This is a genomic window from Planctomycetota bacterium (assembly GCA_016872555.1).
In the GTDB taxonomy this organism is placed as follows: Bacteria; Planctomycetota; Planctomycetia; order Pirellulales; family UBA1268; genus F1-20-MAGs016.
Map to the genome: position 1 here is coordinate 16,273 of VGZO01000015.1, position 25,585 is coordinate 41,857.

General features: G+C 71.4%; 17 protein-coding genes and 1 pseudogene. 7 read left to right on the forward strand and 11 right to left on the reverse strand.

From position 1 onward, the window contains the following. Positions 1-261 precede the first annotated feature (261 nt). The 3 genes and pseudogenes from FJ309_07085 to FJ309_07095 all read left to right on the forward strand — a co-directional run bounded on the left by FJ309_07085 (position 262) and on the right by FJ309_07095 (position 6,606). Positions 262-3,672: a hypothetical protein gene (locus FJ309_07085; protein ID MBM3954362.1), complete on the forward strand. Its 3,411-nt coding sequence runs from the start codon at positions 262-264 to the stop codon at positions 3,670-3,672. Between the two features lie 339 nt (positions 3,673-4,011). After that, complete coding sequence (locus FJ309_07090; GenBank protein ID MBM3954363.1) at positions 4,012-4,665, forward strand: hypothetical protein; 654 nt, start codon at positions 4,012-4,014, stop codon at positions 4,663-4,665. Between the two features lie 224 nt (positions 4,666-4,889). Next, positions 4,890-6,606, forward strand: a pseudogene (locus tag FJ309_07095) (cation-translocating P-type ATPase). A 163-nt stretch (positions 6,607-6,769) separates the two neighbouring features. Here FJ309_07095 and FJ309_07100 read toward each other — a convergent pair. From FJ309_07100 to rpsB, 6 genes are all read right to left on the reverse strand, one after another. Beyond that, complete coding sequence (locus tag FJ309_07100) at positions 6,770-8,680, reverse strand: amino acid transporter (GenBank protein MBM3954364.1); 1,911 nt, start codon at positions 8,678-8,680, stop codon at positions 6,770-6,772. Between the two features lie 166 nt (positions 8,681-8,846). After that, a complete protein-coding gene (locus tag FJ309_07105; protein MBM3954365.1) occupies positions 8,847-9,548 on the reverse strand; it encodes a hypothetical protein in 702 nt (233 codons plus the stop codon). 36 nt (positions 9,549-9,584) lie between these two features. Next, complete coding sequence (locus FJ309_07110; protein ID MBM3954366.1) at positions 9,585-10,556, reverse strand: DUF1559 domain-containing protein; 972 nt, start codon at positions 10,554-10,556, stop codon at positions 9,585-9,587. 343 nt (positions 10,557-10,899) lie between these two features. After that, a complete protein-coding gene (locus tag FJ309_07115; GenBank protein MBM3954367.1) occupies positions 10,900-11,643 on the reverse strand; it encodes a UMP kinase in 744 nt (247 codons plus the stop codon). Between the two features lie 4 nt (positions 11,644-11,647). Further along, positions 11,648-12,490, reverse strand: a complete 843-nt coding sequence (gene tsf, locus FJ309_07120; protein ID MBM3954368.1) for a translation elongation factor Ts — start codon at positions 12,488-12,490, stop codon at positions 11,648-11,650. A 222-nt stretch (positions 12,491-12,712) separates the two neighbouring features. Then, complete coding sequence (gene rpsB, locus FJ309_07125; GenBank protein ID MBM3954369.1) at positions 12,713-13,522, reverse strand: 30S ribosomal protein S2; 810 nt, start codon at positions 13,520-13,522, stop codon at positions 12,713-12,715. A gap of 211 nt (positions 13,523-13,733) precedes the next feature. Between rpsB and ilvN the strand changes: the two genes are divergently transcribed. From ilvN to FJ309_07140, 3 genes are all read left to right on the forward strand, one after another. Then, the gene (gene ilvN / locus FJ309_07130; GenBank protein ID MBM3954370.1) at positions 13,734-14,291 is read left to right on the forward strand and encodes an acetolactate synthase small subunit; all 558 of its coding nucleotides are present in this window, start codon (positions 13,734-13,736) and stop codon (positions 14,289-14,291) included. A gap of 116 nt (positions 14,292-14,407) precedes the next feature. Next, positions 14,408-15,412: a ketol-acid reductoisomerase gene (ilvC, locus tag FJ309_07135; protein MBM3954371.1), complete on the forward strand. Its 1,005-nt coding sequence runs from the start codon at positions 14,408-14,410 to the stop codon at positions 15,410-15,412. 47 nt (positions 15,413-15,459) lie between these two features. After that, on the forward strand, positions 15,460-15,735 hold the full coding sequence (locus FJ309_07140; GenBank protein MBM3954372.1) for a hypothetical protein: 276 nt from the start codon (positions 15,460-15,462) through the stop codon (positions 15,733-15,735). Positions 15,736-15,754: 19 nt separating this feature from the next. Here FJ309_07140 and FJ309_07145 read toward each other — a convergent pair whose 3' ends face one another. Then, complete coding sequence (locus FJ309_07145; GenBank protein MBM3954373.1) at positions 15,755-17,113, reverse strand: Gfo/Idh/MocA family oxidoreductase; 1,359 nt, start codon at positions 17,111-17,113, stop codon at positions 15,755-15,757. Between the two features lie 468 nt (positions 17,114-17,581). Here FJ309_07145 and FJ309_07150 point away from each other — a divergent pair, with 468 nt between their 5' ends. Then, the gene (locus FJ309_07150; protein MBM3954374.1) at positions 17,582-18,676 is read left to right on the forward strand and encodes a hypothetical protein; all 1,095 of its coding nucleotides are present in this window, start codon (positions 17,582-17,584) and stop codon (positions 18,674-18,676) included. Between the two features lie 3 nt (positions 18,677-18,679). Here FJ309_07150 and FJ309_07155 read toward each other — a convergent pair whose 3' ends face one another. The 4 genes from FJ309_07155 to FJ309_07170 are packed head-to-tail and all read right to left on the reverse strand — an operon-like array spanning position 18,680 to position 25,570. Then, the gene (locus tag FJ309_07155; GenBank protein MBM3954375.1) at positions 18,680-20,707 is read right to left on the reverse strand and encodes a DUF1549 domain-containing protein; all 2,028 of its coding nucleotides are present in this window, start codon (positions 20,705-20,707) and stop codon (positions 18,680-18,682) included. Beyond that, on the reverse strand, positions 20,704-22,140 hold the full coding sequence (locus FJ309_07160) for a DUF1501 domain-containing protein (protein ID MBM3954376.1): 1,437 nt from the start codon (positions 22,138-22,140) through the stop codon (positions 20,704-20,706). The genes FJ309_07155 and FJ309_07160 overlap by 4 nt, the downstream gene beginning before the upstream one ends. A gap of 23 nt (positions 22,141-22,163) precedes the next feature. After that, positions 22,164-24,122, reverse strand: coding sequence for a DUF1080 domain-containing protein (locus FJ309_07165; GenBank protein ID MBM3954377.1), 1,959 nt, complete (start codon positions 24,120-24,122; stop codon positions 22,164-22,166). Between the two features lie 44 nt (positions 24,123-24,166). After that, positions 24,167-25,570 carry a DUF1501 domain-containing protein gene (locus tag FJ309_07170; protein MBM3954378.1) on the reverse strand — a complete coding sequence of 468 codons (1,404 nt, stop codon included), beginning with the start codon at positions 25,568-25,570 and terminating at the stop codon, positions 24,167-24,169. Positions 25,571-25,585: the final 15 nt, after the last annotated feature.

Consider the following 25,585-nt stretch of genomic DNA (forward strand, 5'->3'; position numbering starts at 1 on the left):
GCCGGAACCCGACGCAAGCGGCCCGCGGTTCCGGGGCCACCGCTGGCCTCCGGACGAGACGCGGAGGCGAAGGCGACGCGCGAGAGCGGCGTGATTCCGTCGAAACGGGCGAAATCACGGTTCTCGGTGAGGAGCGTCGTCGCGCCGTGCTCGGCGGGGCAGACTACCGCGCTCTGGGCACGTTGCGGAACGGGATCGACCAGGGCATGCTCGCAGCCGGCGTGGACTTCGGTCGCTCACTTCCCCCATCGAAAGCCGAACATGATCCGCGCACGTGTGACGTCGGCGCTGGCGCTCGCGCTCGGGCTGCCGCTGGCCGCCGGTGCCGCCGAGACGCCCCCCAACGTCGTCGTGATCCTCGCCGACGACCTCGGCTACGGCGACCTCGGCTGCTACGGCCACCCCACGATCCGCACCCCGCACCTCGACCGGATGGCCGCCGAGGGGATGCGCTTCACCGACTTCTATTCGGCCGCCGAGGTCTGCACGCCGAGCCGGACGGCCCTGCTCACCGGCCGCTATCCGATCCGCAGCGGGATGTGTAACGACCGGTTCCGCGTCCTCCGCACGAAGTCGACCGGCCACCTTCCCGACGACGAGATCACGCTTGCCGAGCTGCTCCGCGGCCGCGGCTACGCGACCGGCTGCTTCGGCAAGTGGCACCTCGGCAACTTCACGCTCAACCCCGCCGGGGCCCCCGCGCGGCACGGGTTCGACGCCTTTGTCGGCCTCCCCCATTCCAACGACATGGACCCTGCCGGCCGGATCCCGCGCGGCGCGTCGGGCTCCCCCGACCCGCAGCCCGAGTGGTGGAAGGCGGGGATCTACCGCGGTGTCGGCGACGCGATCGAGGAGGTCGTCCGCCCCGTCGACCAGACGACGCTCACGCCGCGCACCGTCGACGCCGCCGTCGCCTTCATCGCCGACCAGGCGGCGCGGCCGTTTTTCCTCTACGTGCCGCTGTCGTTTCCCCACGTGCCGCTGTTCGCCTCGGCCGAATTCCGTGGCAGAAGCCCGCGCGGGCTGTATGGCGACGTCGTCGAGGAGCTCGACGCCAACGTCGGCCGGATCCTCGCTGCGCTCCGCGAGCGCGGCCTCGCCGAGCGGACGCTGGTCATCTTCTCGAGCGACAACGGCCCCTGGCTGATCATGAACCAGCAGGGGGGCTCGGCGGGATTGCTCCGCGACGGCAAGGGGAGCACGTGGGAGGGGGGGATGCGCGTGCCGGCGATCGCCTGGTGGCCGGGGACGATTGCCCCGGGGCAGGTCCACCACGGCGTGGCGACGATGCTCGACATCCTCCCCACCGTGGCCGCCCTGGCCGGCGCGCCGCTCCCGGCCGACCGGCCGATCGACGGCGTCGACCTGCGGCAGGCGCTCGTGGCCAACGAGCCGGTCGAGCGCGAGGCTTTTTATTACTACCGCGGCCAGCAGCTGTTCGCCGTCCGCAGCGGCCGCTGGAAAGCCCATCTGGCGACCCAGGGGGCGTATGGCGACCCGACTCCGGTGCGCCACGATCCGCCGCAGCTGTATGACCTCGCCGTCGATCCCGGCGAGCGGTTCGACGTCGCCGCCGCGCATCCGGACGAGGCGGCGCGGCTGGTGAGGCTCGCGCGTGCCCACGAGGCGTCGTTCCAGCCGCCGCCGTCGCAACTCGTGGCCACGACCGACGATCCGGCGACGCCGGCCGCCGTCAAGCCGGGGCAGGGAGCGGCGATCCAGCGCCGGCTGCCGCCGGTGGCGCCGGCGCTCGACGAACTGGTGGCGAAGCTCGACGAACCGGCGCGAGCAGCCTGGCAGGCCGTCCCCGATCGGCTCGCGGCGCTCGGGAAGCGCTTGGCGGCGCTGCCGCCGGGCGATCCGCAGGCGCGGGCCGAGGTCGAGGTGCTGCTCAAGGGGGTGCACTACGCGCGCGACTGTGGTGAGTGGTGGGAGCCGCCGCACCTGGCGCGCGCCACCTGGGCGCTCGATGAGGCGGAGGCCCGGATGGCGGCGTTGGCCGACGGAAAAACCCCGTGGCGCACGCAGACCGGGCCGGTCGCGCTCGGTTTCCGCTCGAAACTCGACGGCTCCGTGCAGCCCTACGGGATCGTCGTCCCCGAGCGGCTCGATCCGGCGCGGCCGGTGCCCGTGTGGATCTGGCTCCACGGCCGCGGCGAGCGCGACACCGACCTCCACTTCCTCTGGCAGAAGAGCCGCAAGAGCGGCGAGTTCTTCCCCACCGACGCGATCGTGCTCATGCCCTTCGGCCGCTACTGCAACGGCTGGAAGGGGCCGGGCACGACCGACGTCTTCGAGGCCCTCGACGCCCTCGCCGCGCTGCGGCCGATCGACCGCGACCGGATCGTCCTCGCCGGATTCTCGATGGGGGGCGCGGGGGCGTGGGGGATCGGCGCCCGGCGCACTGACCGATTCTGCGCGATTCACGGCGGCGCCGGGTTTGTCGACACGGCGCGGTTCATGGGCTTGGCCGCCACCGACGTGCCCCCGTGGGAAGCGCGCCTCTGGCTGCTCACCGACGTGCCGCCGGTGGTCCGCAATCTCCTCAACCTGCCGGCGATCGCCTACTCCGGCGAGGTCGACCGGCAGCGGGCCGCCAGCGAGATCATGGTCGAGTCCCTCGCCGCCGAGGGCAGGGAACTCCCCCACGTGATCGGCGCGGGGATGGCCCACAAATACGACGAGCCGTCGAAGGCGCGGATCGCCGCGTTCCTCGCCCCGGCCGTGGCGGCGGGGCGGCCGCGGAGCCCGGACACCGTCCACTGGGCGGGGACGACGCTCGCCGACGGCGGGGCCTGGTGGGTCGTGCCCGTGGCCCTCGCCGAGCACTGCGCGGCGGCGCGGGTCGACGCCGTCCGTGATCGTTCGGCGCCGCGTGCCGACCTCGACGTGACGACCGCGAACATCACGGCCCTGCGCCTGCGCGAGGTCGACGGCCCCTGTCGGATCGAGATCGACGGCACGGTGCTCGACGGCCGCGGCGATGCCGACGGGGTCGTGCTCGTCCGGGAGGGCCTCCGCCCCGACGGTGCCTGGCGGATCGGCAGCGCCGCGGCGCTCCCGGCGAAACGCAAGCGCCCCGGTCTCACCGGCCCGATCGACGACGCCTTCAATTCCCGGTTCGTCGTCGTCGGTCCGACCGGGCCCGGCTTCCATCCGGCGGTCGACGCCTTCGTGGCCGCGGAACTGGCCCACTTCAAGGCACGCTGGCACGACCTGTTTCGCGGTGAGCTGCCGGTGGTGGCCGCCGGCGACGTGACCCCCGAGCTCCTGGCGACGAAGCATCTGGTGTTGTTCGGCGACCCGCGCTCCAATCCGCTCGTCGCCCAGGTCATCGGCGGCCTGCCGCTGGCCTGGTCGGAGAGCGAGGTGGTGATCGCCCCGCAGTCGCCGCACGCGCGGACGTTTGCCGCGGCCCGGCACGTGCCGGTCTTGATCCAGCCCAACCCGCTCGCCCCGCCCTCCGCCGCCGCTCCCGGTCGGTATGTCGTTCTCAACAGCGGGATCACGTTCCGCGAGGAGGACGACAAGAGCAATGCCCTGCAAAACGCCCGGCTCCCCGACTGGGCGGTGATCGACCTGCTCACGCCCCCCGACGGCCTGGCACCGGGGCGGATCGTCGCCGCGGAGTTCTTCGACGAGGCGTGGCAGGTGCCGGTCCCGCTGCGTTGAGAGTCGGTTGTTGAATCCGGACGCGGTTCAACTCGACGACCGTCAGGGTGCCGGCGGGGCGCGAGTGCCGGCGTCGCCCCGGGAGGAACACGACCTCCTGCCGGGGCGACCGCCCGCACCGCTGCCATCCATGATGCACGGCCATGGCGTGACTCGCCACGAAGCACCCGTGCACGAAGAACCCGTCAGCGGCCGGGCCCATCCGGAATCTTCGTGGGCGACGACAGCAGACGACTTCCCGCCAATTGAGCCGGAGCGGAGACTCGGTTCGTCGCCGGCGTTGCCCCTCGGCAGGAACGCCTGTACACTCCTTCTGGGCACCCCCGGATCCCGCGACCCATGGCCACGATCTCGTCGATCCGCACCAAACTCCTCGAGCAGTTCCCCGAGCCGCAGGCCACGCTCATGGCCACGGTGTTCGTCGAATCGCACGACGAATTGATCCACCGCGCCGAGTTCAACGAGCTCACGGCCGTCGTCAGGGACTTGGCCGAGGCACAGCAGCGCACGGAAGCCCGGGTCGAGGAGTTGGCGGAAGCCCAGAAGGAGTTGGCGGAAGCCCAGAAGCAGACGACGTGGGCCGTCAAGGACCTCGCCAAGCAGGTCGGCGGCTTGGCCGGAGCCCTCGGTGGCAGCCTCGAGGACTTCGCCTGCGATCTCGTGCCCGAGTTGCTCGAGCATCACCAGGGGATGGTGATCGCCTCGGCGGGGCCCGAAGAGCTCGTCGTCGCGGGCGAACCGAAAGAGTTCGACGTCGTGATCCGCGGCACGCTTGCCGCCCGGCCGGTGATCGTCCTCTGCGAGGTCAAGGCGGCGGTGAGTGCCAGCGAGGTCCGCCGGTTTCTCAAGGTCGTCGACGCGGCCCGGGCGTCCACTCCGGGAGCCGAGATCCGTGCCCTGTTCTTCGGTTACCGGGCCGACAGTCAGGCGCGCAGGGCGATCGCCGCCGGCGGCGCCGCGATGGTCTTCACCCGCGGGATCATGATTCCCTGACCGGGGAGAAAACGGGAACTGGCTCCGAGGGCCTGCCAGGTGCCTGTCCCGTATCCGGCACGCTCCTGTCAGCACCCCGGCGATGTGCCTGTCCATTGTCCGGCGAGCGCGTTGTCCGACGCAGTGTCGGCTTCCGGAGCAGCGTAGGATTCCCGCCATGCGGCAACTGCGTGGGTGACCTCCCGGGAGCTGGCCCGGGTCGATTTCCTCCCGGACCCCCGACCATGCCGGACCAACCCACCGCGCCGTGGCACGCCCTCGGCGTCGACGAGATCGTCGCCCGGTTGGCCAGCGATCGTGAGCGGGGGCTGACCGCGGCCGAGGCGGCCGCGCGCCTCGCCCGGCACGGCGAGAACCGCCTCCGCGAACAGCCCCCCGAGCCGCGCTGGTGGAAGCTCGTCCGCCAGTTTCGGGAAGTGGTGGTGTGGATCCTGCTGGTGGCGGCGGTGATCGCCGCGGCGACGGGCGACTATGCCGACGCGGCGGTGATCGTCGCGATCGTGCTGGTCAACGCGCTGATCGGGTTTTTCCAGGAGGAGCGGGCGCAGACGGCGCTGCAGCGGATGGCGGCGCCCGTCGCCACGGTCGTGCGCGACGGTGTGCCGGTCGTCGTGCCGGCGCGGGAGATCGTGCCCGGCGACCTGCTCGCCCTCGCCGCCGGCGATGCCGTCGCCGCCGATGCCCGGATCGTCGGCGCGTTCGCGCTGCGCGTCCAGGAGGCGGCCCTGACCGGCGAGAGCGCGCCTGTCGACAAGGAGGCCGGGGTCGTTCCGGCGGCGACGCCCCTCGCGGAGCGGAAGCGTGACGGTGATCTGCACCGACAAGACCGGCACGCTGACGCGCGACGAGATGACCGTCCGGGCGATCGAGACGGCCACGGCCCGCTATGCCGTGACCGGCAGCGGCTACGCGCCACACGGGGAGTTTCGCGAACGCGGCGCGGACGGCGCGGAGGAGGCGATCGAACGTGACCTGGTTCACCTCGGGGTGGTGGGGATGATCGACCCGCCGCGCGACGAAGCGCGGGCGGCGGTCGCGACCTGCCGCTCCGCCGGGATCCGTCCGGTGATGATCACCGGCGACCACCCCGCGACGGCCCTGGCGATCGGCCGCGAGCTCGGGCTCGCCGACGGCGACTCGCACGCGGTCACCGGGGTGGAGGTCGCACGGCTGACCGACGACGCGCTCGCCGCCGCCGTCGGGGAGATCGCCGTCTACGCCCGCGTGACCGCCGAGGACAAGCTGCGGATCGTCCGCGCCTGGCAGCGGCGCGGCGAGGTCGTGGCGATGACCGGCGACGGCGTCAACGACGCGCCGGCGATCCGCGAGGCCGACATCGGCATCGCGATGGGGAAGAGCGGGACGTTCGTCACCCGCGAGGCGGCCGACATGGTGCTCACCGACGACGACTTCGCGTCGATCGTCGGTGCCGTCGAGGAAGGGCGCGGGATCTACGACAACATCCGGAAATTCATCCACTACCTCCTCGCCTGCAACGCCGGCGAGGTGATGGTGATGCTCGTGGCGGCGCTGGCCGGCTGGCCGGCACCGCTGGCGGCGATCCAGATCCTCTGGCTGAACCTCGTGACCGATGGTCTCCCCGCCCTGGCCCTCGGGCTGGAGCCTCCCGAGCCGGACCTCATGCATCGGCCGCCGCGGCTGCCGCAGGAGGCGGTGATCACGCGCTCCCGGGGGCTCGTGATCCTCGCCCATGGCGCGCTGGTGGCGGCGGTGATCGTGGCGGCGTTTTGGCTTTCATGGCGGGGCAGCGACGACCCGGCGGTGGTCGAGCGCGCGCGGACGACGACGTTCTGCGTCGCGGCATTCGCGCAACTGTTTTTCGCGGTGGCGTGCCGAAGCGACCGCTCGACGGCGCCCGGGATCGGCTTCTTCCGCAATCCGGCGCTGGTCGCGGCGATCGTGATCTCGGGGCTGCTCTAGGCGGTGGTGGTCACTCTGCCGGTGGCGCGCCCGTGGTTCGACGTCGCCGGCGACCTCGGGCAAGCCTGGGCAGCCGTGCTCGGCTTGGCGCTGGTGCCGGTGACGGTGATCGAGATCGGGAAATGGGCACTGCGTGGGCACCAGCCGGCCCGTGCGTGACCTGTCATCCCACCAAGACGGTCGGCCGGCGGGCCGCGTCGGGAACGGCCTTCTCCAACAGGTCGAAGACGACGTTGGGGATGTCGCCCTGTCCGAAGAGGAGGAACTCGAGCGCGAGCTTGAGGCTGCTCCCCTGGCTCCACCCGAAGACGATGTCGAGCGGTGCGCCCGACTTGCTCATCTCGATCGCGATCTGGACGACAGTGTGCGACACGCTGGCGACGTCCCGGGCAACGATCACGAACCGCTCCCCCTCCTGCTTGGCGGAGATGATCGGGGCGTTGTGGAATTCGCTCGTGTCGCCGTAGTGCACCTCGAGGAACACCAGCGGCACGTCGGCGGGGATGCGGTGGCGGCGGCGGATCTCCGCCTCCTTCTCGTCGAGGCTGCGGTGGCCGGGGCGGTGTGGCACGAGTACGCGAAACGCCCCCTCGGCGCAGATGTCGGTCCACAGCATCCGGTCGGCGTCGTCGGCGAAGCGGAACTCCTTGAGCCGCAGCTCCTGGCTCCGCCAGATCCGCGACAGGATCGACAGCGCGAGCACCGAGCCGATGAAAATCGAGGCGATGATGATCCCGTCGGGGCGCTCGTAAATGTTGGCGATCGTCGTGTAGATGAACACCAGCGCGATCGCCGTGAAGGCGGCGATCGACCGGCGCCGCGCCCGGGCCGCGGCGGCATCGGCCGGCTCGCGGTGGATCTCGTGGGCCAGCGACGCCAGGCAGGCGCTGGTCATCAGCACCAGCACGCCGGTCGCATAGGCGCCCCCCTGCGCTGAGACGTCGGCGCGGAAGGCGAGCGTGACGAGGAGATTGATGACCGTGAACGCGATTACCAGCGGCCGGTAGGCGGCGGCCCACTCCGGCGCCATGCCGTAGCGCGGCAGGTAGCGCGGCACCATGTTGAGCAAACCGGCCATGGCCGAGGCGCCGGCGAACCAGAGGATGAGGATCGTGGAGATGTCGTAGACCGTGCCGAACACCCGGCCGAACAGCGGGCAGATGGCATGCGGGCTCTCGCCATGGGCGAGGTAGGCCAGCGCCCGGTCCATCGCCTTGCCCTTGACCGGCTCGAGGCGCAGCTCGTCGGCGGGGATCAGCGTGTCGGTGCCGGTGACCAGCGACGAACCGAGGAGGAAGCACGACATGATCAGGGCCGCGGAGAGCAGCAGCCGCTGCGTGTTGGCCACCCGGGCGGCGCTGTCGGCGGGGTCGGCGTCGGTGCCCTTGACCATGTGGATCTGCAGCACGCCCGTCTCGAACCCGCTCATCCCCAGGGCGAGCTTGGGGAACACGAGGAACGCGATCCCCAGGGCGACCCACGGCCCGCCGCCCGACAGGGGCGCGTGCTCGATGTGGAAGTTGCCGGCGGCGAGATCGCCGAGCCAGTGCTGCACCAGCGTCGGATGCGTGACGAGGTGGAACAGGCCCGCCCCGACGATGATCCCGGTCAGCGACAGGTAGGCGGCCACGAGCACGACCGCCAACCCGACCACCTCGCTGAAGCCACGGAGGAACATCGCCCCGAGGGCGACGAGCAACGCCACCGTGATCGCCAGCTGGTTCTGCAGGGCCGGCGGCGCCGCCCCGGCGAAGGCGGCGTTGCTGATGACGTGCGCCGCGGCGTCGGCCGCCGACAGTGTCTGGGTGATGACGAAGTCGGTGGCGGCGAAGCCGACGAGGACAAGCACGGCGAGCTTCGCACCCCAGCCGGAGAACATCCGCTCGATCATGCCGACGCTGCCGACCCCGTCGGGGACCTCGCCGGCGACGTGCCGGTAGACCGGCAGCGCCCCGAAGAGGGTGACGAGCACGAGGATCAGCGTGGCGATCGGGGCCAGCGTTCCGGCCCCCTCGAAAGCGATCGAGGGCTGATACCCGAGGGTGCTGAAGTAGTCGACGCCGCACAGGCACATGATCAGCCACCAGGCGTAATGGTGGTGATCACGGGCGGAATGGCTCACGGAACTCCCCCGGAGAGACGGTTGACAGGGGCTTCATCCTGCCGCGGCAAACGGGCGGCGTGCAACACGCGCGCCCACGGCCCCGAAGGATGCCCTGTTCCGGGCGGCGGCGCCGTCGTCACTGCCACTCCGGCAGGTCGATCTTCCGTTCCTTGGCGCGGTCGCGGACCGCCGCGGAATACTTCTCCGCCAGGGCCCTTCGGGCAGCGGCCGATTCGTCTTCCTCCGCCTTCTGGTCCGGTTTGTCGCGGCCGCGCCGGCGGCTGTCGCCGCGGCGGATCCGGCCGGCGTAGGGGCCCGATGCCTGCGGGTTGAGCCCGAACCGCAGCTGGCGGAAGGCGAGCGTGCGGTCGATCGCCTCGTCGAGGAGCGCGGGGCGGCTGTCCTCCGGGGCGTCGAAGTAGGCGGCGAGCCCCTTGTCGTAGGCGGTTCGCCAATCGCTGTCGAGCGATTCGCGGGCCTGCTTGAGCTCGTCGCGGCTCATCTGATCGACGTTGCGGATGATCGAGTCGACGGCGCGCTTCATGTCCCGGCCGCGGACCTCGCCGGCGAGGACGCGCTGCTGGAGATCGCGAGTGTCATCAACCAGCCCGCTGTCGCGTGTCGCCCACCACCAGCCGGCCGCCGCCAGCAGCGCGAGCCCCAGGACGAGGAGCAGGAGCCAGCCGGCCCGCTTCCGCCGCGGGGCGGCACCGGGCGCGGATGCGGCCACGGCCCGGCTTGGCTTCATGCCGGCGGCCTCCCGGGCGGCTGCGAGCCGCTCGCGTGCCGACGGAGGGGGCGCGGAATGGCCGGCGGCGCTCTCGGCGGAATCGTTCATGGCGTGGTGGGGCGCGGGCGGACCGGCAGCCGATCGTCAGGTGCCGCCGTCGGGGCTGTCGGCCGGCGCGGTCGGATCGTTGCCGTCGCCGATCGTGCTGTACCAACGGAGCACGTCGAGATCGATCTCGTTGGCGATCGCGTCGACGTGACCGTCGAGGAACACGAAGTTGGTGACGCCGGGGTGGAGGCTGCCGAACTTGCGCGCGTTGGTGTCGCGCGACGAGGAGGCGAGTCCGCGGGCGGTGTCACGGAACTGCGTGTTGGGATTGTCGGCGGCGAAGATCGCCAGATCGCCCTGCCAGTACTGGACCATGTCGGAGCGCCACGACGGGTCGCTCGGCGGGATGTGCTTGTCGCCGATCGCGAACGTCTGGCTGAGGCCGTCGGTGACCTGTGCCGCGGTGACCTTGGAAAAGGTGTGGATCGGACCGGCCTGCCGGGCGTCGATGCCGCCGGAGGAATTGGGTGAGTAGTTGAAGTAGGTGCCGGCGTTGGCGGCGTAGTCGCTGCCGGCGGCGCAGCCGGTCACCAGCGGCGGTGAGTTGTCGTTGTCGAAGTTGCGGTCGGCGAGCGGAGGCCGCCGGCTCGGGCAGTAGAACGTGCCGACGGCGGTCCGCATCGCGGCGGCGTTCTCCGGCGCGTCGCAGCGGAACTGCGACCGGTAGGCGTTGGCGACGTTCGACTCCTCCATGTAGGGAAGGATGCGGAACGCCCACGACACGCCGGTGTTGTCGCGGGTGTTGCGCCCCGAGGGAAACGACTTCCGCGCGTCGTGGTGGAGCGTGACGGCCAGCCCGATCTGCTTGAGGTTGTTGGTGCACGACATCCGCCGGGCCGCCTCGCGAGCCGCCTGCACCGCCGGGAGCAGAAGACCGACGAGCGTGCCGATGATCGCGATCACCACGAGCAATTCGACAAGGGTGAAGCCACCGCGACGCGATCCCCTCGGGAGAGTGGACTGGACGGCGGGCCGTGACAAAGCGGTCGGCAGGCGACGGATGACCATGTCGGCGGTCTCCAAGGGGGGAGCCAGAGGCCGGTGCTCATCGGCACCTGTCTGGAACGGCTGACAAAACCGACGGTTCCGCTGAAAAAGTGCGGGAACCGCCCGGTCATCGCAGCGTCCCGGAGCTCCTCGGCGGGCGGCGGATGCTTTTGGGGTGGGACCGGATGGCCTTTGGGGGACAGCCGGCAGTGATCATGAAGAAGTTGGAGTTTCCCCCCGCCCCCGCAGGCAGTCAAGGCGGCGGCAGGGGAGCAAGTCTCCGCGATCCCCCCAGGCCCCCCAAACACCCATCTGGCCAGGACTTGTGGGGGAAATGGGAAACAAATGCGGGGTGTGTGGTCGATCAGTCGCGCCGGCCGCTGACCAGCGTCCCCACCCGCTCGCCGGCGACGGCACGCTCGATGTTGCCCTCACGGCGGTAATTGAAGACGAGGATCGGCATCGCATGCTCCATGCACTGCGAGATCGCCGTCGAGTCCATCACCCGGAGGTTCTGCTCGCGGACCTGCTGGTAGGTGAGGTCGCGGTACAGGAGGGCGTGCGGGTTCTTCTCCGGGTCGTCGGAGTAGACGCCGTCGACCCGGGTCGCCTTGAGGAGGATGTCGGCCTCGAGCTCCAGCGCCCGCTGCGCGGCAGCGGTGTCGGTGGTCACGAACGGGCTTCCCGTGCCGGCGGCGAGGATCACGATCCGCCCCTTCTCGAGGTGGCGCCGCGCACGGCGACGGATGTATGGCTCGGCGACACCGTCCATCCGGATCGCGGTCATGAGGCGTGTCTGCGCGCCGAGGCTCTCCAGCGCGTCCTGCAGTGCCAGGCCGTTGATCACGGTGGCGAGCATCCCCATGTAGTGGGCCGTCGCCTCCTGGATCGCGGTCTGCCCGCCAGAGAAGCTCGCGCCGCGGAGGATGTTGCCGCCGCCGATCACCACCGCCAGCTGCACGCCGCGGTTCGCCGCCCGGAACGTCTGCGTCGCCACCTGGAGGACCTCCTCCATTGCGATCCCGCGCTCGCCGGGGCGGACGAAGCTCTCACCCGACAGCTTGAGGAGGACGCGACGGTGCGCGGGGGGCACGGCGGACCCAGCCATGGCGTCAGCCTCCGAGGCGCCAGTTCTCGATCCGCTTCACCTCCAGGCCGGCCCCCTTCACGAGCTGGCCGACCGACTGCTTGTCGTCCTTCACGAACGGCTGCTCGAGGAGCACGCACTGGCTGTAGAAGTTGCGCAGCCGCCCCTCGATCATCTTGGCGATGATGTTCTCGGGCTTCCCTTCGGCCCGGGCCGCCGCCGAGAGGACCTCGCGCTCCTTGGCGACGACCTCCGGGTCGAGCTCCTCCTTGGTGATGCTCTGCGGGCCCATCGCCACGACGTGCATCGACACGTCCTTGGCGACGGTCGCGGCGCCGGGGTCGGTCGTCTTGCCGGACACGACGACCAGCGCTGCCTTGGAGCCGTCGTGGTGGGCGTAGCCGCCGCACGGCGCATCGATCCGGCAGATCCGCGACAGGTCGAAGACCTCGCGCATCCGGTTGAAGAGGTCGTCCTTGAGCTCACCGAGCGTGCGATCGGGATGCGCGTGGCTCTTCTGCGCGAGCAGCTCGGCCGGCGTCTTCGCGCCCGGTCCCAGCGCCAGCGTCGTCGCGATGTCCTCGGCGAGGGCCTTGAAGTCGGGGCTGCCCGCCACCGGAGCGCTTTCGCACTTCAGCTCGATCATCGCCCCGACGCCGCGCGCCGGGTCGGCGTGGACGGCCAGCCGGCCGGTCGAGGTCTCGCGGTCGGCACGGAGGGCCTGGGTCTTCTGCCCCTGTTTGCGCAGCCACTCCACCGCCCGCGCCTCCTCGCCGCCGCATTCCTGGAGCGCCTTCTTGCACTCCATCATCGGCAGCCCCGTCTTGTCGCGCAGGGCCATGACCGCCGCCGCAGTGATCTCCGCCATGTGAGGCTCCTCCGGTCGTGGGTGTAACGTGTGGCAGTGTGACGAATGGATGGTTTTGGCGTGCCGGTGGGACGCGTCCGGCGGGGCAGCCGGCCCGGGGTTGATCGCCGGTCCGGTCATGCGGCTGGCGGAATCGCGTGCCAACCGGGAAGGAAACCGCCTCCCCGCCCGCCACCACGGCGACCGGGAAAGGGGGGCCGACCGCGGCCCCGGACGGCTCCCTCAGGAGGGCTTCGCCGGCCGTGGGACGGCCCGCTTCGAAACGTTGCCCCGGGCACGCGGCGGCGTCTTCGCGGCGCCATCGGAGAGATCGGCTCCCTCGGCTGCCGCCTGAGCCGTCGTCCCCGCCGCCGACTTCCCTTCGAGGATCGCGTCGGCGAGCCGTGCCGCCACCAGCTCGATCGAGCGGATCGAGTCGTCGTTGCCGGGGATCGGGAGATCGACGAGATCCGGATCGCAGTCGGTGTCGATCAGCGCCACCGTCGTGATGCCCATCTTGCGGGCCTCGTTGACGGCGTTCTTCTCCTTCTTGGGGTCGAACACCACCAGGCATTCCGGGAGCCGGGCGAGCGTGCGGATGCCGCCGAGATTGCGCTCCATCTTGCGGAACTCGCGCCGCAGCGACGACTGCATCTTCTTGGAGTAGGCGCCGAACTCCTCCGACGGCATCAGCTTCTCCAGTTCCTCGAGCCGCGCCAGCCGGTTGCGGATCGTGCGGAAGTTGGTCAGCGTGCCGCCGAGCCAACGGTCGGAGACGTAGGGCATGCCGCACCGGGCGGCCTCGCGGGCGACCGCCTCGGCCCCCTGCCGCTTGGTGCCCACGAAGAGGACGAGGCTGCCGGTTCCGGAGACCTGCTTGAGGTATTTGCGGGCCCGGAGCAGGCCGCGCACGGTCTCGCGGACGTCGATGATGTGGATCAGGTTCTTGCGGCTGTGGATGTAGGGCTTCATCTTCGGGTTCCACCGGCTCGCGCGATGGCCGAAGTGGACTCCCGCTTCGATCAATTCCTGTGCCAGGACGACGTTCGACACGTGGGGACTTTCGATTGCTGGGGAACTGATGGGTGGAGGATTCCCGAAAAGTCTTTCAGGTTAGTTCTGCCGGCCATGGGGTGTCAACGGAATCGGGGGTTTCGCGGGGGAAAACAGGGTGACCGGCCCATGCTGGGGGGTCAGTGGCTTGAAACCCTGGCCGCGGACGAAATACACTCCGGGATTCCCGCCCGCTCGACAGACAGCCCCGATGCGCCACGTCCTCTCGGCCACCGTCCAGAACGTTCCCGGTGTTCTCGCGCACATCTCCGGGATGCTCGCGTCGCGGGGCTACAACATCGACAGCCTCGCGGTCGGCGAGACCGAGGACCCCGGCTTCTCCCGGATGACGTTCGTCCTCCGCGGCGACGACCGGGTGCTCGACCAGGTCCGCCGCCAGCTCGAGAAGATCGTCACGGTCGTCCGCGTCGACGACATCAGCGCCCGGAATTACGTCGAGCGCGATCTGATGCTGATCAAGGTGGCCGCGACGGCCGGGTCGCGCCGCACCGAGGTCAAGGAGCTGGCCGAGGTGTTCCGCGGCAAGATCGTCGACGTCGCCCCCGACAGCGTGATCGTCGAGATCTCGGGGACCGAGGCCAAGATCGAGGGGTTCATCGACTTGATGCGTCCCCTGGGGATCCTCGAGATGGTCCGTTCGGGGAGAATCGCCCTCGTCCGCGGCAGCCCGCCGACCCGCGAATGGACCCATGCCAGCGACGGCGCCCGGCCGGCCGATGCCGCGGCGGGAGCCGAGTCGCTCGCCTGAGCCCCGTCGCCCGTACCGTCGCCTTCCCGTCCGCCCCGTTGACCGTCGCTCGGCGGCGGCGGACCCACCACCGCCCCCGACCGATCCCCACTGTGACCCGCCACGAGAGGTAAGCCTTGGCCGCCACGATGTACTACGACTCCGACGCCGATCTCGGTGTCCTCGCCGGGAAGACGATCGCGATCATCGGCTACGGCTCGCAGGGGCACGCCCAGGCGCAGAACCTCCGCGACAGCGGCCTCGACGTCGTCGTCGCCCAGCGGCCCGGCGGCCCGAACCACGCCCTCGCGGTGAGCCACGGTTTTCAGCCGCTGTCGGTCGAGGAGGCGGTCAAGCGCGCCGATGTCGTCAACATCCTCCTGCCCGACGAGCTCCAGGCCGACGTCTACCGCACGAGCATCCGTCCGCACCTCAAGCCGGGCGCCGTGCTGATGGCCAGCCACGGGTTCAATTTCCACTTCGGCCAGGTGGAGCCGCCACCCGGGCACGGCATCCTCCTCGTCGCCCCCAAGGGGCCCGGGCACCTCGTGCGCAGCGAGTACGTCAAGGGGGGCGGGGTGCCGTGCCTGATCGCGCTCGGGCCCGGCGCCTCCCCCGAGACCAAGAAGATCGGCCTCGCCTACGCCAAGGGAATCGGCGGCACGCGCGGCGGCGTCATCGAGACGACGATCGCCGAGGAGACGGAGACCGACCTGTTCGGCGAGCAAGCGGTGCTCTGCGGCGGTGTTTCCGAGCTGATCAAGGCGGGGTACGACACGCTCGTCGAGGCGGGCTACCAGCCGGAAATGGCCTACTTCGAGTGCCTCCACGAGATGAAGCTGATCGTCGACCTGTTCTACCAGGGGGGGCTGGAGTACATGCGCTACAGCGTCTCCAACACCGCCGAGTACGGCGACTACACGCGCGGCAAGCGGATCATCACCGAGGAGACCCGCCGGGAGATGAAGAAGATCCTCGAGGAGATCCGCTCGGGGCAGTTCGCCCGCGACTGGATCCTCGAGAACCGCGGCGGGGCGGCGATGTTCAAGGCGACCCGCCGGCGCGAGCGGGAGCACCCGATCGGCGAGACCGGCCGCCGGCTGCGGCGGATGATGAAGTGGATCGACTCGAAGGAAGTCTGAGCCGCGGGCGCCGCGGCGCCCCGACCACCGCGGTGCGGGAGGATCCGATGACACCCGACGAGAAGCAGTCGCGCGACCTGTTCGACGCCCTCCAACCCGGCGAGCGGATCGAGGTCGTCCACGGCGTGAGGGTGGGTTCGAGTGCCCGCTGGACGACGACCACCGTCGGCCGGGTGCTGCGCCGCGAACGGCGCCGCCATGGGCTCCATTTCCGCCGCAACACCGACGACAAGGTCTACTCCGACGTCCTCATCGTCGCCCGCGACAGCGGCGAACTGACGACCGTCACGATGGACGAATTCACGCGGCTGAAGCGCGTCTGAACCATGGTTCCGCCGGCGCTCATTCGAGCGCCCAGCCGGCGCGGTACTCGCGCCCGAGGTAGGCCTCGGCCTCCGGGGCGTTGGGGATCCGCAGCGCCGCGGCGTCCCACTCGATCGTCCGGCCGGCGCGGTAGGCGACGTTGCCGAGGTGGTTGGCCTCGGTGAGCTTCGCGGCATAGGCGAAGTTGCAGGTCGTCGGCGCGCCGGTGCGGCAGGCGTGGAGCCACTCGGCGTGCTGGCCGCGCGACGGGGGGATCGATTCCGGGGGGCGCTTGTAGTCGCGGAACCGCTCCTCGGGAAGGAGGAGGTGGCGTTCGTAGTCGGCCAGGAGCATGCCGGAGTCGCCGACGAAGAGGATCCCGCTGCCCCAGCGCGGGATTTCCTGGGCGTGCCAGGCGAGCGGCTTCCGCTCCCCCTGGTACCAGGCGAGGCTCACCGCCGGCCGGTCGCCGCGCGCCGGGAAGCGGTAGCGCGCCACCATCGACGCCGGTGCCAGGTCGGGATGGGGGGGCGGTCCGTCGGCCTCGACCACGGTCGGCGCGTCGAGGTCGAGCGCCCAGAACGGCAGGTCGTTCATGTGGCTGCCGAGGTCCGACATCGTGCCGCTCCCCCAGTCCCACCACCGGTACCACTTGGGACCGGGGAAGTAGAGGTCGTTGAACGGCCTGTAGGGGGCCGGGCCGAGCCACAGCTCCCAGTCGAGGTCGTCGGGAACCGGGGCGGTGTCGTCGGGGCGCGCTTGCGTGGAGACGATGTCGCCGAGGCGCTTGGCGTCATCGGCCGACTGCCAGCCCCAGGCCCGGCCGGTCCAGACGTGGCACTCGCGGACCGGACCGATCGCCCCGGCGCGGATCAGTTCGACGACGCGGCGGTAGTTGCTGCCGGCGTGGATCTGCGTCCCCATCTGCGTGGCGACCCCCGCCTTCTCCGCCGCCCGTGCGATGCTCCGCGCCTCGCGGATCGAGTGGGTCAGCGGCTTCTCGCAATAGACGTGCTTGCGGCGCTCGAGGGCCGGCAGCGTCGCGAAGGCGTGGGTGTGTTCCGGTGTGCTGACGACGACGGCGTCGTAGCCCGCCGGGTCGAGGTCGCGGTACAGCTCGCGGAAGTCGCGGAACGTGCGCGCGGCGGGGTGGGCCGCCGCGGCCCGGGCGAGGGCGCCGCGGTTGACGTCGCAGAGGGCGACGATCGTCCCCCCGGCGGTGGCGACCTCCTGGAGGTTGCCGGCCCCGCGGCCACCACAGCCGATGACGACGACGCGCACGGGGGCAGGTTCGGCGGCGTTGACCCGGCCGACGGCCGTCGTCACCGTGGCGACCGCCGCGGTCCTCGCCGTGGCGGTGAGAAACGAGCGGCGCGGTGCGGATGCGAAGCCGTGCATGGCCGGTCTCCAGGGGGCACCGAGGGGCGATCCCCCGGCGGCGGCAGCATACCGCCGCGCCCCGCGCGGGGGCAGCGACGAAGGGGCGGCACCCTTCCCGATGTTGGCTGCTCTCGGGGCATCGGCCGGGGGACCATCCACGCCGGCAACCGATCACGTCACGCGGATGGTGTCGTTCGTGTTCCCGTTGGTGCGCCGGGGCACGGAAGCCTCAACTCGGGCTCGACAGAGGGGGACGCCCCTCGCGCCTTTGCCCTCGCATCGACCCGCACGAGGTTGCGACGGGCCGATGCGAGGGCGACGGCGGAGGGGCTTCGCGGGTCCTGTGAAATAGAAAGGGAGCCGCAGGCTCCCGGCGTGTGGTCGAAACGCGACAGGATCGTTGGGCCGGTTTTCCTCGATCGGGTCGGCGGTCTCGACGCCGGCACGGTTGTCGTCGAGGATGCCGGGGGTCTTGGGGAGGCCATCATGCAACTGTCGATTCCCGTATTTTTCAGGTCGCTGCTCGTCGCGGCTGCCGCCGCTGTCATCGCCGCGACTCCCGCTGTCACGGCGGCTGTCTTGGTCGCCGTTGCCGCCGGCACCGGCGCTCCTGCCGTGGCGGCCGAGCCGACCCGGCGGGTGCTCACCGCCCGGGCCAGCGCCCTCGATCCCCGCGCCCGGCCCCACCCGGAGATCGATTTCGTCTTCGAGAAGGACGGCAAGCCGGCCGATCTCGAACATGCCAGCGTCGACACGGCCGTCCCGGCGCGCGGGCGGCTGCTCGTCTGGCTGATGGACCACAACGCCGGGTTGTTCGAGCGTGCCAACGCGCTTGGGCTCCACGCCCTCCAGCCGCACTACGCCAACAAGTGGTTCGCGACCGTGAAGCCGACCGACCGGCTCGCCCGTGGCCTGGTCCGCCTCGAGGCGGCGACGGGGCGCGACGTCAGCACCCAGGTGGCGATTCCCGAGGCCGACGGGATGATGGAGCGCGTGCGGATGTTCCTCGCGTGGCTGGCGCGCGAGCAGCCCGCCGCCGGCTGGGAGCAGTTCCTCACCGCCGACGGCACGGCCGTCCGCTGGGACAAGGTGGTCGTCGCCGGCTCGTCGCATGGGGCGACGACGGCGGCCCGGTTCGCGATGGATGTCCCGGTCGATCGCGTCGTCATGCTCTGCGGGCCGCGTGACCAGGACCAGGACTGGCAGGCCGGGCCCTCGGCGACCGCCAAGGAACGGTTCTTCGGGTTCTCGCACGTCCTCGACGGCGGATGGAGCGGCGACCACTACTGCCGGAGTTGGGAGTTGCTCGGCCTGGAGCGCTTCGGACCGATCGTCACGGTCGACGACGCGCGTCCGCCCTTCGGTCATTCACGCCGGCTGGTCTCGGCTGCCGACGTCGGCGGCGACGAGAAGCGCGCCCACTCCGCGGTGCAGCCGGGGAAGGGGTCGCCGCGGAAGGCCGACGGCTCGTTTCTCTACGAACCGGTGTGGGAATACCTGCTCACCCATCCGGTCGAGCAGGTCGGCGCGCCCACCGCCCGCGACCCGGGCTGCCGCCACGACCACCCGCTCGGGCAATGACCGTCAATCGACGTACATGAACTCGGCGCTGTTGAGCAGCGCCCGGCAGACCTCGACCAGCGCGCCGCGCGCGAGCAGATCCCGGCACGCCGCGCGCTCCTCGTCGGCCGGGGGCCGCTGGAGGGCGAGGGCGAACAGGCGATCGAGTCGCGAGTCGGGATCGGCCCCCGCCTCGTGCGCGACCCGGGCCGCGAGGGCCCGGGCCGCGTCGGCCGCCAATCCGCCGTTGAGCAGCGTGAGGGCCTGCGTCGCGGTCGTCGAGACGGTGCGGCGGCCGCAGGGGACGGCGTTGTCGGGAAGGTCGAGGGTCGCCAGCAGCGGCACCGGGGTGTTGCGCTTCTGGACGAGATACAGGCTCCGGCAGCCGAGGGCCTCCGGGGGCGAGGGATACCACCCCTTGGTCTTCTCGGCGTTGTCGTCGAGGAACGCCGGGTTCGAGGCAAGCACCTCGGGGGGCAGCGGTGGCCACACCGGCGGGCCGCCGCGCCGGTCGTCGAGCAGCCCGCTGACGGCGAGCAGGGCGTCGCGGACCTGCTCGGCTGACAGCCGGCGCGGCCGCCGCAGGCCGACGTGGTCGACGTCGCCGCGGGCCGCCTGGCGATAGGTGGCACCGGTGACGAGCTGCCGCACGAGGCGCTTCACGCTCCAGCCGTCGGCCACGAACCGGCAGGCGATGTGGTCGAGAAGGGCGCGGTCGAGCGGCGCCGCACCGGCCGTGCCGAAGTCGTCCGGGGTCGCCACCAGCGCGCGACCGTGGACCCAGAGCCAGATTCGATTGACGATCACCCGCGCCGTGAGCGGGTTGGCCGGCGAGACGATCCACTCCGCCAGCGCCAGGCGCCGGCCGCTGGAGAGGGGATTGGGAGGGGCAGGGATCGCCGTCGGATGCGGGTCGAACAGCGCCGGGATCCCCGGCTCGACCGTATCGCCCGGGTGGCGATGGTCACCCTGGACGAGGACGTGCGTCCGCGGCACGGCGGTTCCATCGGTCATCACCAGGCCGTGGGTGAACGCCCGCGTGTCGGCGCGGAGGGCGTCGATCCGCGCCGCGAGAGCCGCGCGGGCCGGCGTGTCGGACTCTCGGGTCAGCGCCAGCTCCGCCTCGAAACGTGCCAGGTCTTCGGCGACGGCGCGGTTGTGGCCGCGGATCACCTCCTGCTCCGGAGCGAGGTCGAGCGCGAGATCGTCGGCGAAGCGGACCGGGGCGAAGAAGGCGCGGAGCCGGTAGTGGTCGGTCTGTGGGAACGGGTCGTGCTTGTGGTCGTGGCAGCGGCAGCAGGAGAAGGTGAGCCCGAGGAACGCCGTGGCGGTGGTCTCGGTGAGGTTGGCGAGGAGCTCGGCGCGGCTCCGGTCCTGCTCGTCGAACAGCCCGGCGGCGTTGTCGTGGGGCCCGAGCCGGAGGTAGCCGGTGGCCACGAGGGCGTCCTGCTCGGCGCGAGTCCGCGGCGACCCGGCGACGAGCTCGTCGCCGGCGAGCTGCTCGCGGATGAACTGGTCGAACGGCTTGTCGGCGTTGAACGCGCCGACGACGTAATCGCGGTAGCGCCACGCCTGCGGGCGGAACTCGTCCCAGTCGAAGCCGTTGCTGTCGGCGTAGCGAACGACATCGAGCCAGGACCGGGCGAGATGCTCGCCGAATCGCTCGCTGGCGAGCAGTTCGTCGACCAACGCCGCCACGGCGGCGTCGAGACCGACCGCGGCGACGGCGGCGACGAAGCGATCGACGGCCTCGGGTGCGGGGGGTAGGCCGTGGAGGTCGAACGACAGCCGCCGGGCGAGGGCCCGCGGATCGGCGGCCGGCGGCGGGGCCAGCCCGTCGCGGAGCAGGTTGGCAAGGACGAACCGGTCGACGTCGTCGCGAGGCCAGTCGGCCTGGGCCGACGGTTGCGGCACGGCCGGGGGCTCGAGCGCCGCCACCGACCACATGCCGTCGCCGGGAGCCGCGGTGGGCGGTGCCGCCTCGCCGGCCGCGGCAGCCACGGCGGCGACGACGACGAGCCAGTCACGCCCGAGCGCGTATCTCCGGGTCATCCGAGGACTCCGGGGATCACCGTGGCGCTGCCCGCCACGCCGGTAAGCCGCTCGTCACGGCCCGCGGCGCGGAAACTCAGCCGGTCGTTCGACAGGCCGAGTGCCGCGAGGATCGTGGCGTGGAGGTCGGCGAACGGCGTCGGCCGCTCGATCGCCATGTAGCCGAGCTCGTCGGTGGCGCCGATCCGCTGGCCGGGCCGGACCCCCCCGCCGGCGAGCCAGACGGTGAATCCGGCGGCGTTGTGGTTGCGCCCGCCGTTGCCCTGCACCAGCGGCGTACGGCCAAACTCACTGGCCCAGACGACGAGCGTCTCGTCGAGCAGGCCGCGCGCGGCGAGGTCGGAGACCAGCGCGGCGATCGGCTGATCGGTCCAGCGGGCGCGCGGCGTGTGGTTGTCGGCGAGAAGCGCGTGGGCGTCCCAGCCGTCCTTGTCGGGCATGTCGTAGAGCTGCACGAAGCGCACCCCGCGCTCGACGAGGCGCCGGGCGAGGAGGCACTTCCGCCCGAAGGCCCGCGTCCGTTCGTCGGCGTGGTCGAGGCCGTAGGCGCGGAGCGTGGCGGGGGTCTCGGCCTCGACGTCGCCGAGCTCGAGGGCGCTGGACTGCATCCGGTAGGCCAGCTCGTAGGAGGCGAGGCGCGCTTCGAGCTCGGTGAGGCCGGGGCGCTGCCGGGCGTGGCGGATCCCGAGGCGGCGGATCAGGTCGAGCGTGTCGCGCTGCCCGGCGGCGAATTCCTCCGGGGGGGCGAGGTCGGGGAGCGGCGCGCCGGTGTCACGGAGACGCGTCGGCTGGAACGCGGCGGGGAGGAAGCCGTGGGAGTAGTTGGCCGCCCCGCCGAGCGGACCGGCGTCGAAGAGGACGACGTAGCCTGGGAGGTCCGCGCTTTCCGAGCCGAGGCCGTACGTCGTCCAGGCACCGAGGCTCGCCTTGCCGGCGCGGATGTCGCCGGTGTGCGCCTGGTAGCTGGCCGGGGCGTGGTTGTTGGAATCGGCCTGCAGCGAATGGATGAAGCACAACCGGTCGACGTGGCGGGCGACGGCCGGGAACAGCTCGCTGACCCACATGCCCGACTCACCATGGCGCTGCCAGCGGTAGGGGCTGGCCAGCAGCCGGTCGGTGCAGCCGTGGAGCACGTTGGCGAACCGCGAGCCGGCGATCGCCGCGCGCAGCGAGCCGGGGAGCGGCTGGCCGTCGAGCGCTTGCAAGGCGGGCTTGTGGTCGAAGGTGTCGACCTGTGACGGCCCGCCGACCATGAACAGGAAGATCACCCGCGTGGCGCGCGGCGTGAAGTGCGGGCGGCGCGGTGCCAGCGGACGGAGCGGATCGATCGCCGGGCCGTCGTCGCCGCGCCCGTCGGCCGCCGCCAACGCCGCCAGCGCCACCGGCCCGAGGCCCGCGAGCCACCCGCGCCGCGCCGCCGCCGCTCCGCCCATGGTCCGCCGCCCCGTCGCCCGTGTCACTTCGCCGTGAGGCGGTAGATCCCCTGGCCATCACCGCTGACGATGAGGAAATAGCTCTCCCCGGCGCCGTCGGCACCGAACGAGATCACCGGCATCTTCGGGCTCTCGATGGCATGGTTGGCGGCCGCCCGGCCGGTCGCCTCGTCGAGCGACAGGGCGAACAGCTTCCCGGAGACGTAGTCGGCGTAGAGATACTTTCCCAGCAGCGCCGGGACCGACGCGCCACGGTGGACGTGACCGCCGGTGATCGACAGGCCGACGCCGTGGTCGTATTCGTAGACCGGCTCGACCAGCCGCGTGCCGGGCGGCGTCGGCAGGGCACCGAACCCATGGCGCCCCTCGCGCAGGCTCCAGCCGTAGTTGCCGCCGCGCTCGATGAGGTCGATCTCCTCGAACAGGTTCTGGCCGACGTCGGCGCACCACAGCCGGCCGGTCGGCGGGTCGAAGGCGATCCGCCAGGGATTGCGCAGCCCCCACGCCCAGATCTCGCCCCGGGCCCCCGGGACGCCGACGAGGGGATTGTCCGGGGGGATCGCGTAGCCGAGCCCCGGGTCGTGCCGGTCGACGTCGATGCGGAGGATCTTGCCGAGCAGCGTCGCCGGGTTCTGGCCGTGGTGGAGCGGATCGTTGGCCGCGCCGCCGTCGCCGAGGGCGACGTACAGGCAGCCGTCGGGACCGAAGCACAGCGTGCCGCCGTTGTGGTTCCAGAACGGCTGCGGGATCACCATCACCTCCTCCTCGAACGCGGCGTCGAACCGGTCGGGGGCGTCGGGGGAGACGCGGAACCGGGAGATCACCGAGGTGTGTGGTTCCTTCCGCGCCGAGGTGTAGTAGACGAAGAACTGGCCGTTGTCACGGAACCGCGGATGGAACGCCAAGCCGAGGAAGCCCTCCTCGTTCTGGCGATCCTGGTACACGACGCGGTCGGAGAGGTCGGCGAACAACGTGCTCTCCGTCGCCCCTGGACGGACGACGTGGATCTGGCCGTGCTGGGTGGCGACGAAGATCCGCCCCGAGCCGTCGCCGGCATGGGTGAGGACGATCGGCCGGAACGAGTTGGCGCGCCCGTCGGCGGTGAGCGGCTCGTAGCCGGCCCAGCGGATGCCGGGGAACGCCGGCTCGTGGCCCACCGGCAGGACGCCGTCGATGATCGCCGCGGCCGCCTCGGGGCGGGGCAACGCGCGGATCTTGACGTTGCGGTAGGCGACCTCATCGCCATGGTCCTGGAGGCAGATGTGCCCCTGCTCGGCCGTGCCGAAGCCGGGGAACTTCGCGAACTTGCTCGCCGCCACCTTCTTCTGCCAGTCCTCGCTGCCGATTTTGAATTGCGAATAGCGCAGGCCGTTGACGTACACCTCCCCCTGCTCGGGGCCGACGCGGAGGAGGATCGTGTTCCATTCGCCCGCCGGACGCGTCGCGTCGAGGGGAGCGCCGGTCGCCTGGTCCTTGCCGGGGGGGTAGAGCTGGTAGAGCCAGCCGGCGCGCTGCGGGTCCTTGCCGGCGGCGTTGTCGAGCAGCTGGACCTCCGGGCCGCTGTGCCACGGCGCCGGCTGGTCTTCTGTGACGCGGAACATGATGCCGCTGTTGCCCCCCGGGGCGATCTTGTAGTCGAGCGACAGCTCGAAGAATCCGAACGTGTCGGCGGTCACGATGTCGCCGGCCCCCGCGGCGGCGCGGACCAGCGCGCCGTCTTTGACCTGCCAGCCGGCCGAGATCGCCTCCTTGCGGTAGTTGCGCCAGCCGGCGGTCGAACGGCCGTCGAAGAGCAGCTTCCAGCCCCCCCGGGCTTCCTCGGGCGCGAGGACGTTTTCCTCGCCGCGCGCAGCCGCGCCGGCGAGCGCTACGCAGACCGCCAGGGCGGCGCGGAGACCGGCGCGACGGGCGGTCGCCGGCTGCCGGCGCGGCGGCTCATTCGGGTCGCGGACGCCGTCGGGCTGCCAGGTCGGGCTCGTCATCGGTCGGGGTTCCTCTCGGTCGGGGGAAAAGTCGGCGCCACCGGTCAGGCGAGCAGCTCACGGACCACAGCTTGCCGCTCGACGCCCGTGAGGCGCTGGTCGAGCCCCTGGAAACGGAACGTGAACCGCTCGTGGTCGATGCCCAGGAGGTGGAGGATCGTGGCGTTGAAGTCGTTGATGTGGACCGGGTTCTCGACGACGTTGTAGGAGAAATCGTCGGTCTCGCCGAACGACACCCCGCCCCGCGCGCCACCGCCGGCCAGCCACATGCAGTAGTTGCGCGGATGATGGTCGCGGCCGTAGGTGTCCTTCGTGAGCGTGCCCTGCGAGTAGACGGTGCGGCCGAACTCGCCCCCCCAGACGACGAGCGTCTCGTCGAGCATCCCGCGCTGCTTGAGGTCGGTGACCAAGGCCGCGGTCGCCTGGTCGGTGTCGAGGCACTGGGCCTTGAGGTCGGCGGGCAGGTTGCCGTGCTGGTCCCAGCCGCGGTGGAGGATCTGCACGGCGCGCACGCCGCGCTCGACCAGCCTCCGGGCGAGCAGGAGGCTGTGGGTGAACGACCCGGGCTTGCGGACGTCGTCGCCGTAGAGGGCCAGCGTCGCCGCCGATTCCCCCGCCAGGTCGGTCAGTTCCGGCACGCTGGATTGCATCCGGAAGGCCATCTCGTACTGGGCGATCCGCGTCCGGATCTCCGGGTCACGGTAGCGGGCGAAGGCGCGCTCGTTGAGCCGGCCGAGGCCGTCGAGCATCGTGCGGCGGTCGGCGCCGGTGACGCCGTCGGGATTGGGAAGGTAGAGGACCGGATCCCCCGACCCGCGCAGCGCCACCCCCGAGTAGCGGGTCGGCAGGAACCCGCTCGACCACATCCGCGTGAACAGCGCCTGCGAGGGGTTGATGTCGGGCAGTGGTGTGAACACCACGAACGCCGGCAGGTCGTCGTTCTCGCTGCCAAGGCCGTACGCCAGCCAGCTCCCCAGGCTCGCCTTGCCGGGGATCTCGCTGCCGGTCATCACGAACGTGCAGGCGGGATCGTGGTTGATGGCGTTGGTGTGGATCGTCTTCACCAGCGCGATGTCGTCGACGATCCCCGCCGTGTACGGGAGGAGCTCCCTGTTGATCCACCGGCCGCATTGCCCGGCCTGGGTGAAGGCGAACTTCGACGGGGCGACGGGAAATCGCGCCTGGCCGCTGGTCATCGTCGACAACCGCTGCTCGCCGCGCACGCTCGGCGGCAGGTCCTTGTCGAAGTATTCCTGGAGCTTCGGCTTGTGGTCCCAGAGGTCGATCTGCGAGGGGCCGCCGTTGGTGTGGATGTAGATCACGGCCCGGGCGCGCGGGGCGTGGTGGGGCAGACCCGGCAGGGGCGGGTGGACGCGTGCCGTAACGCCGGCCGACGCGGCCGTCGCGCGGCGCTCGAGCAGCGCCAGTGCCGCCGTACCCAGGGCCATCCCCGACGACTGGAA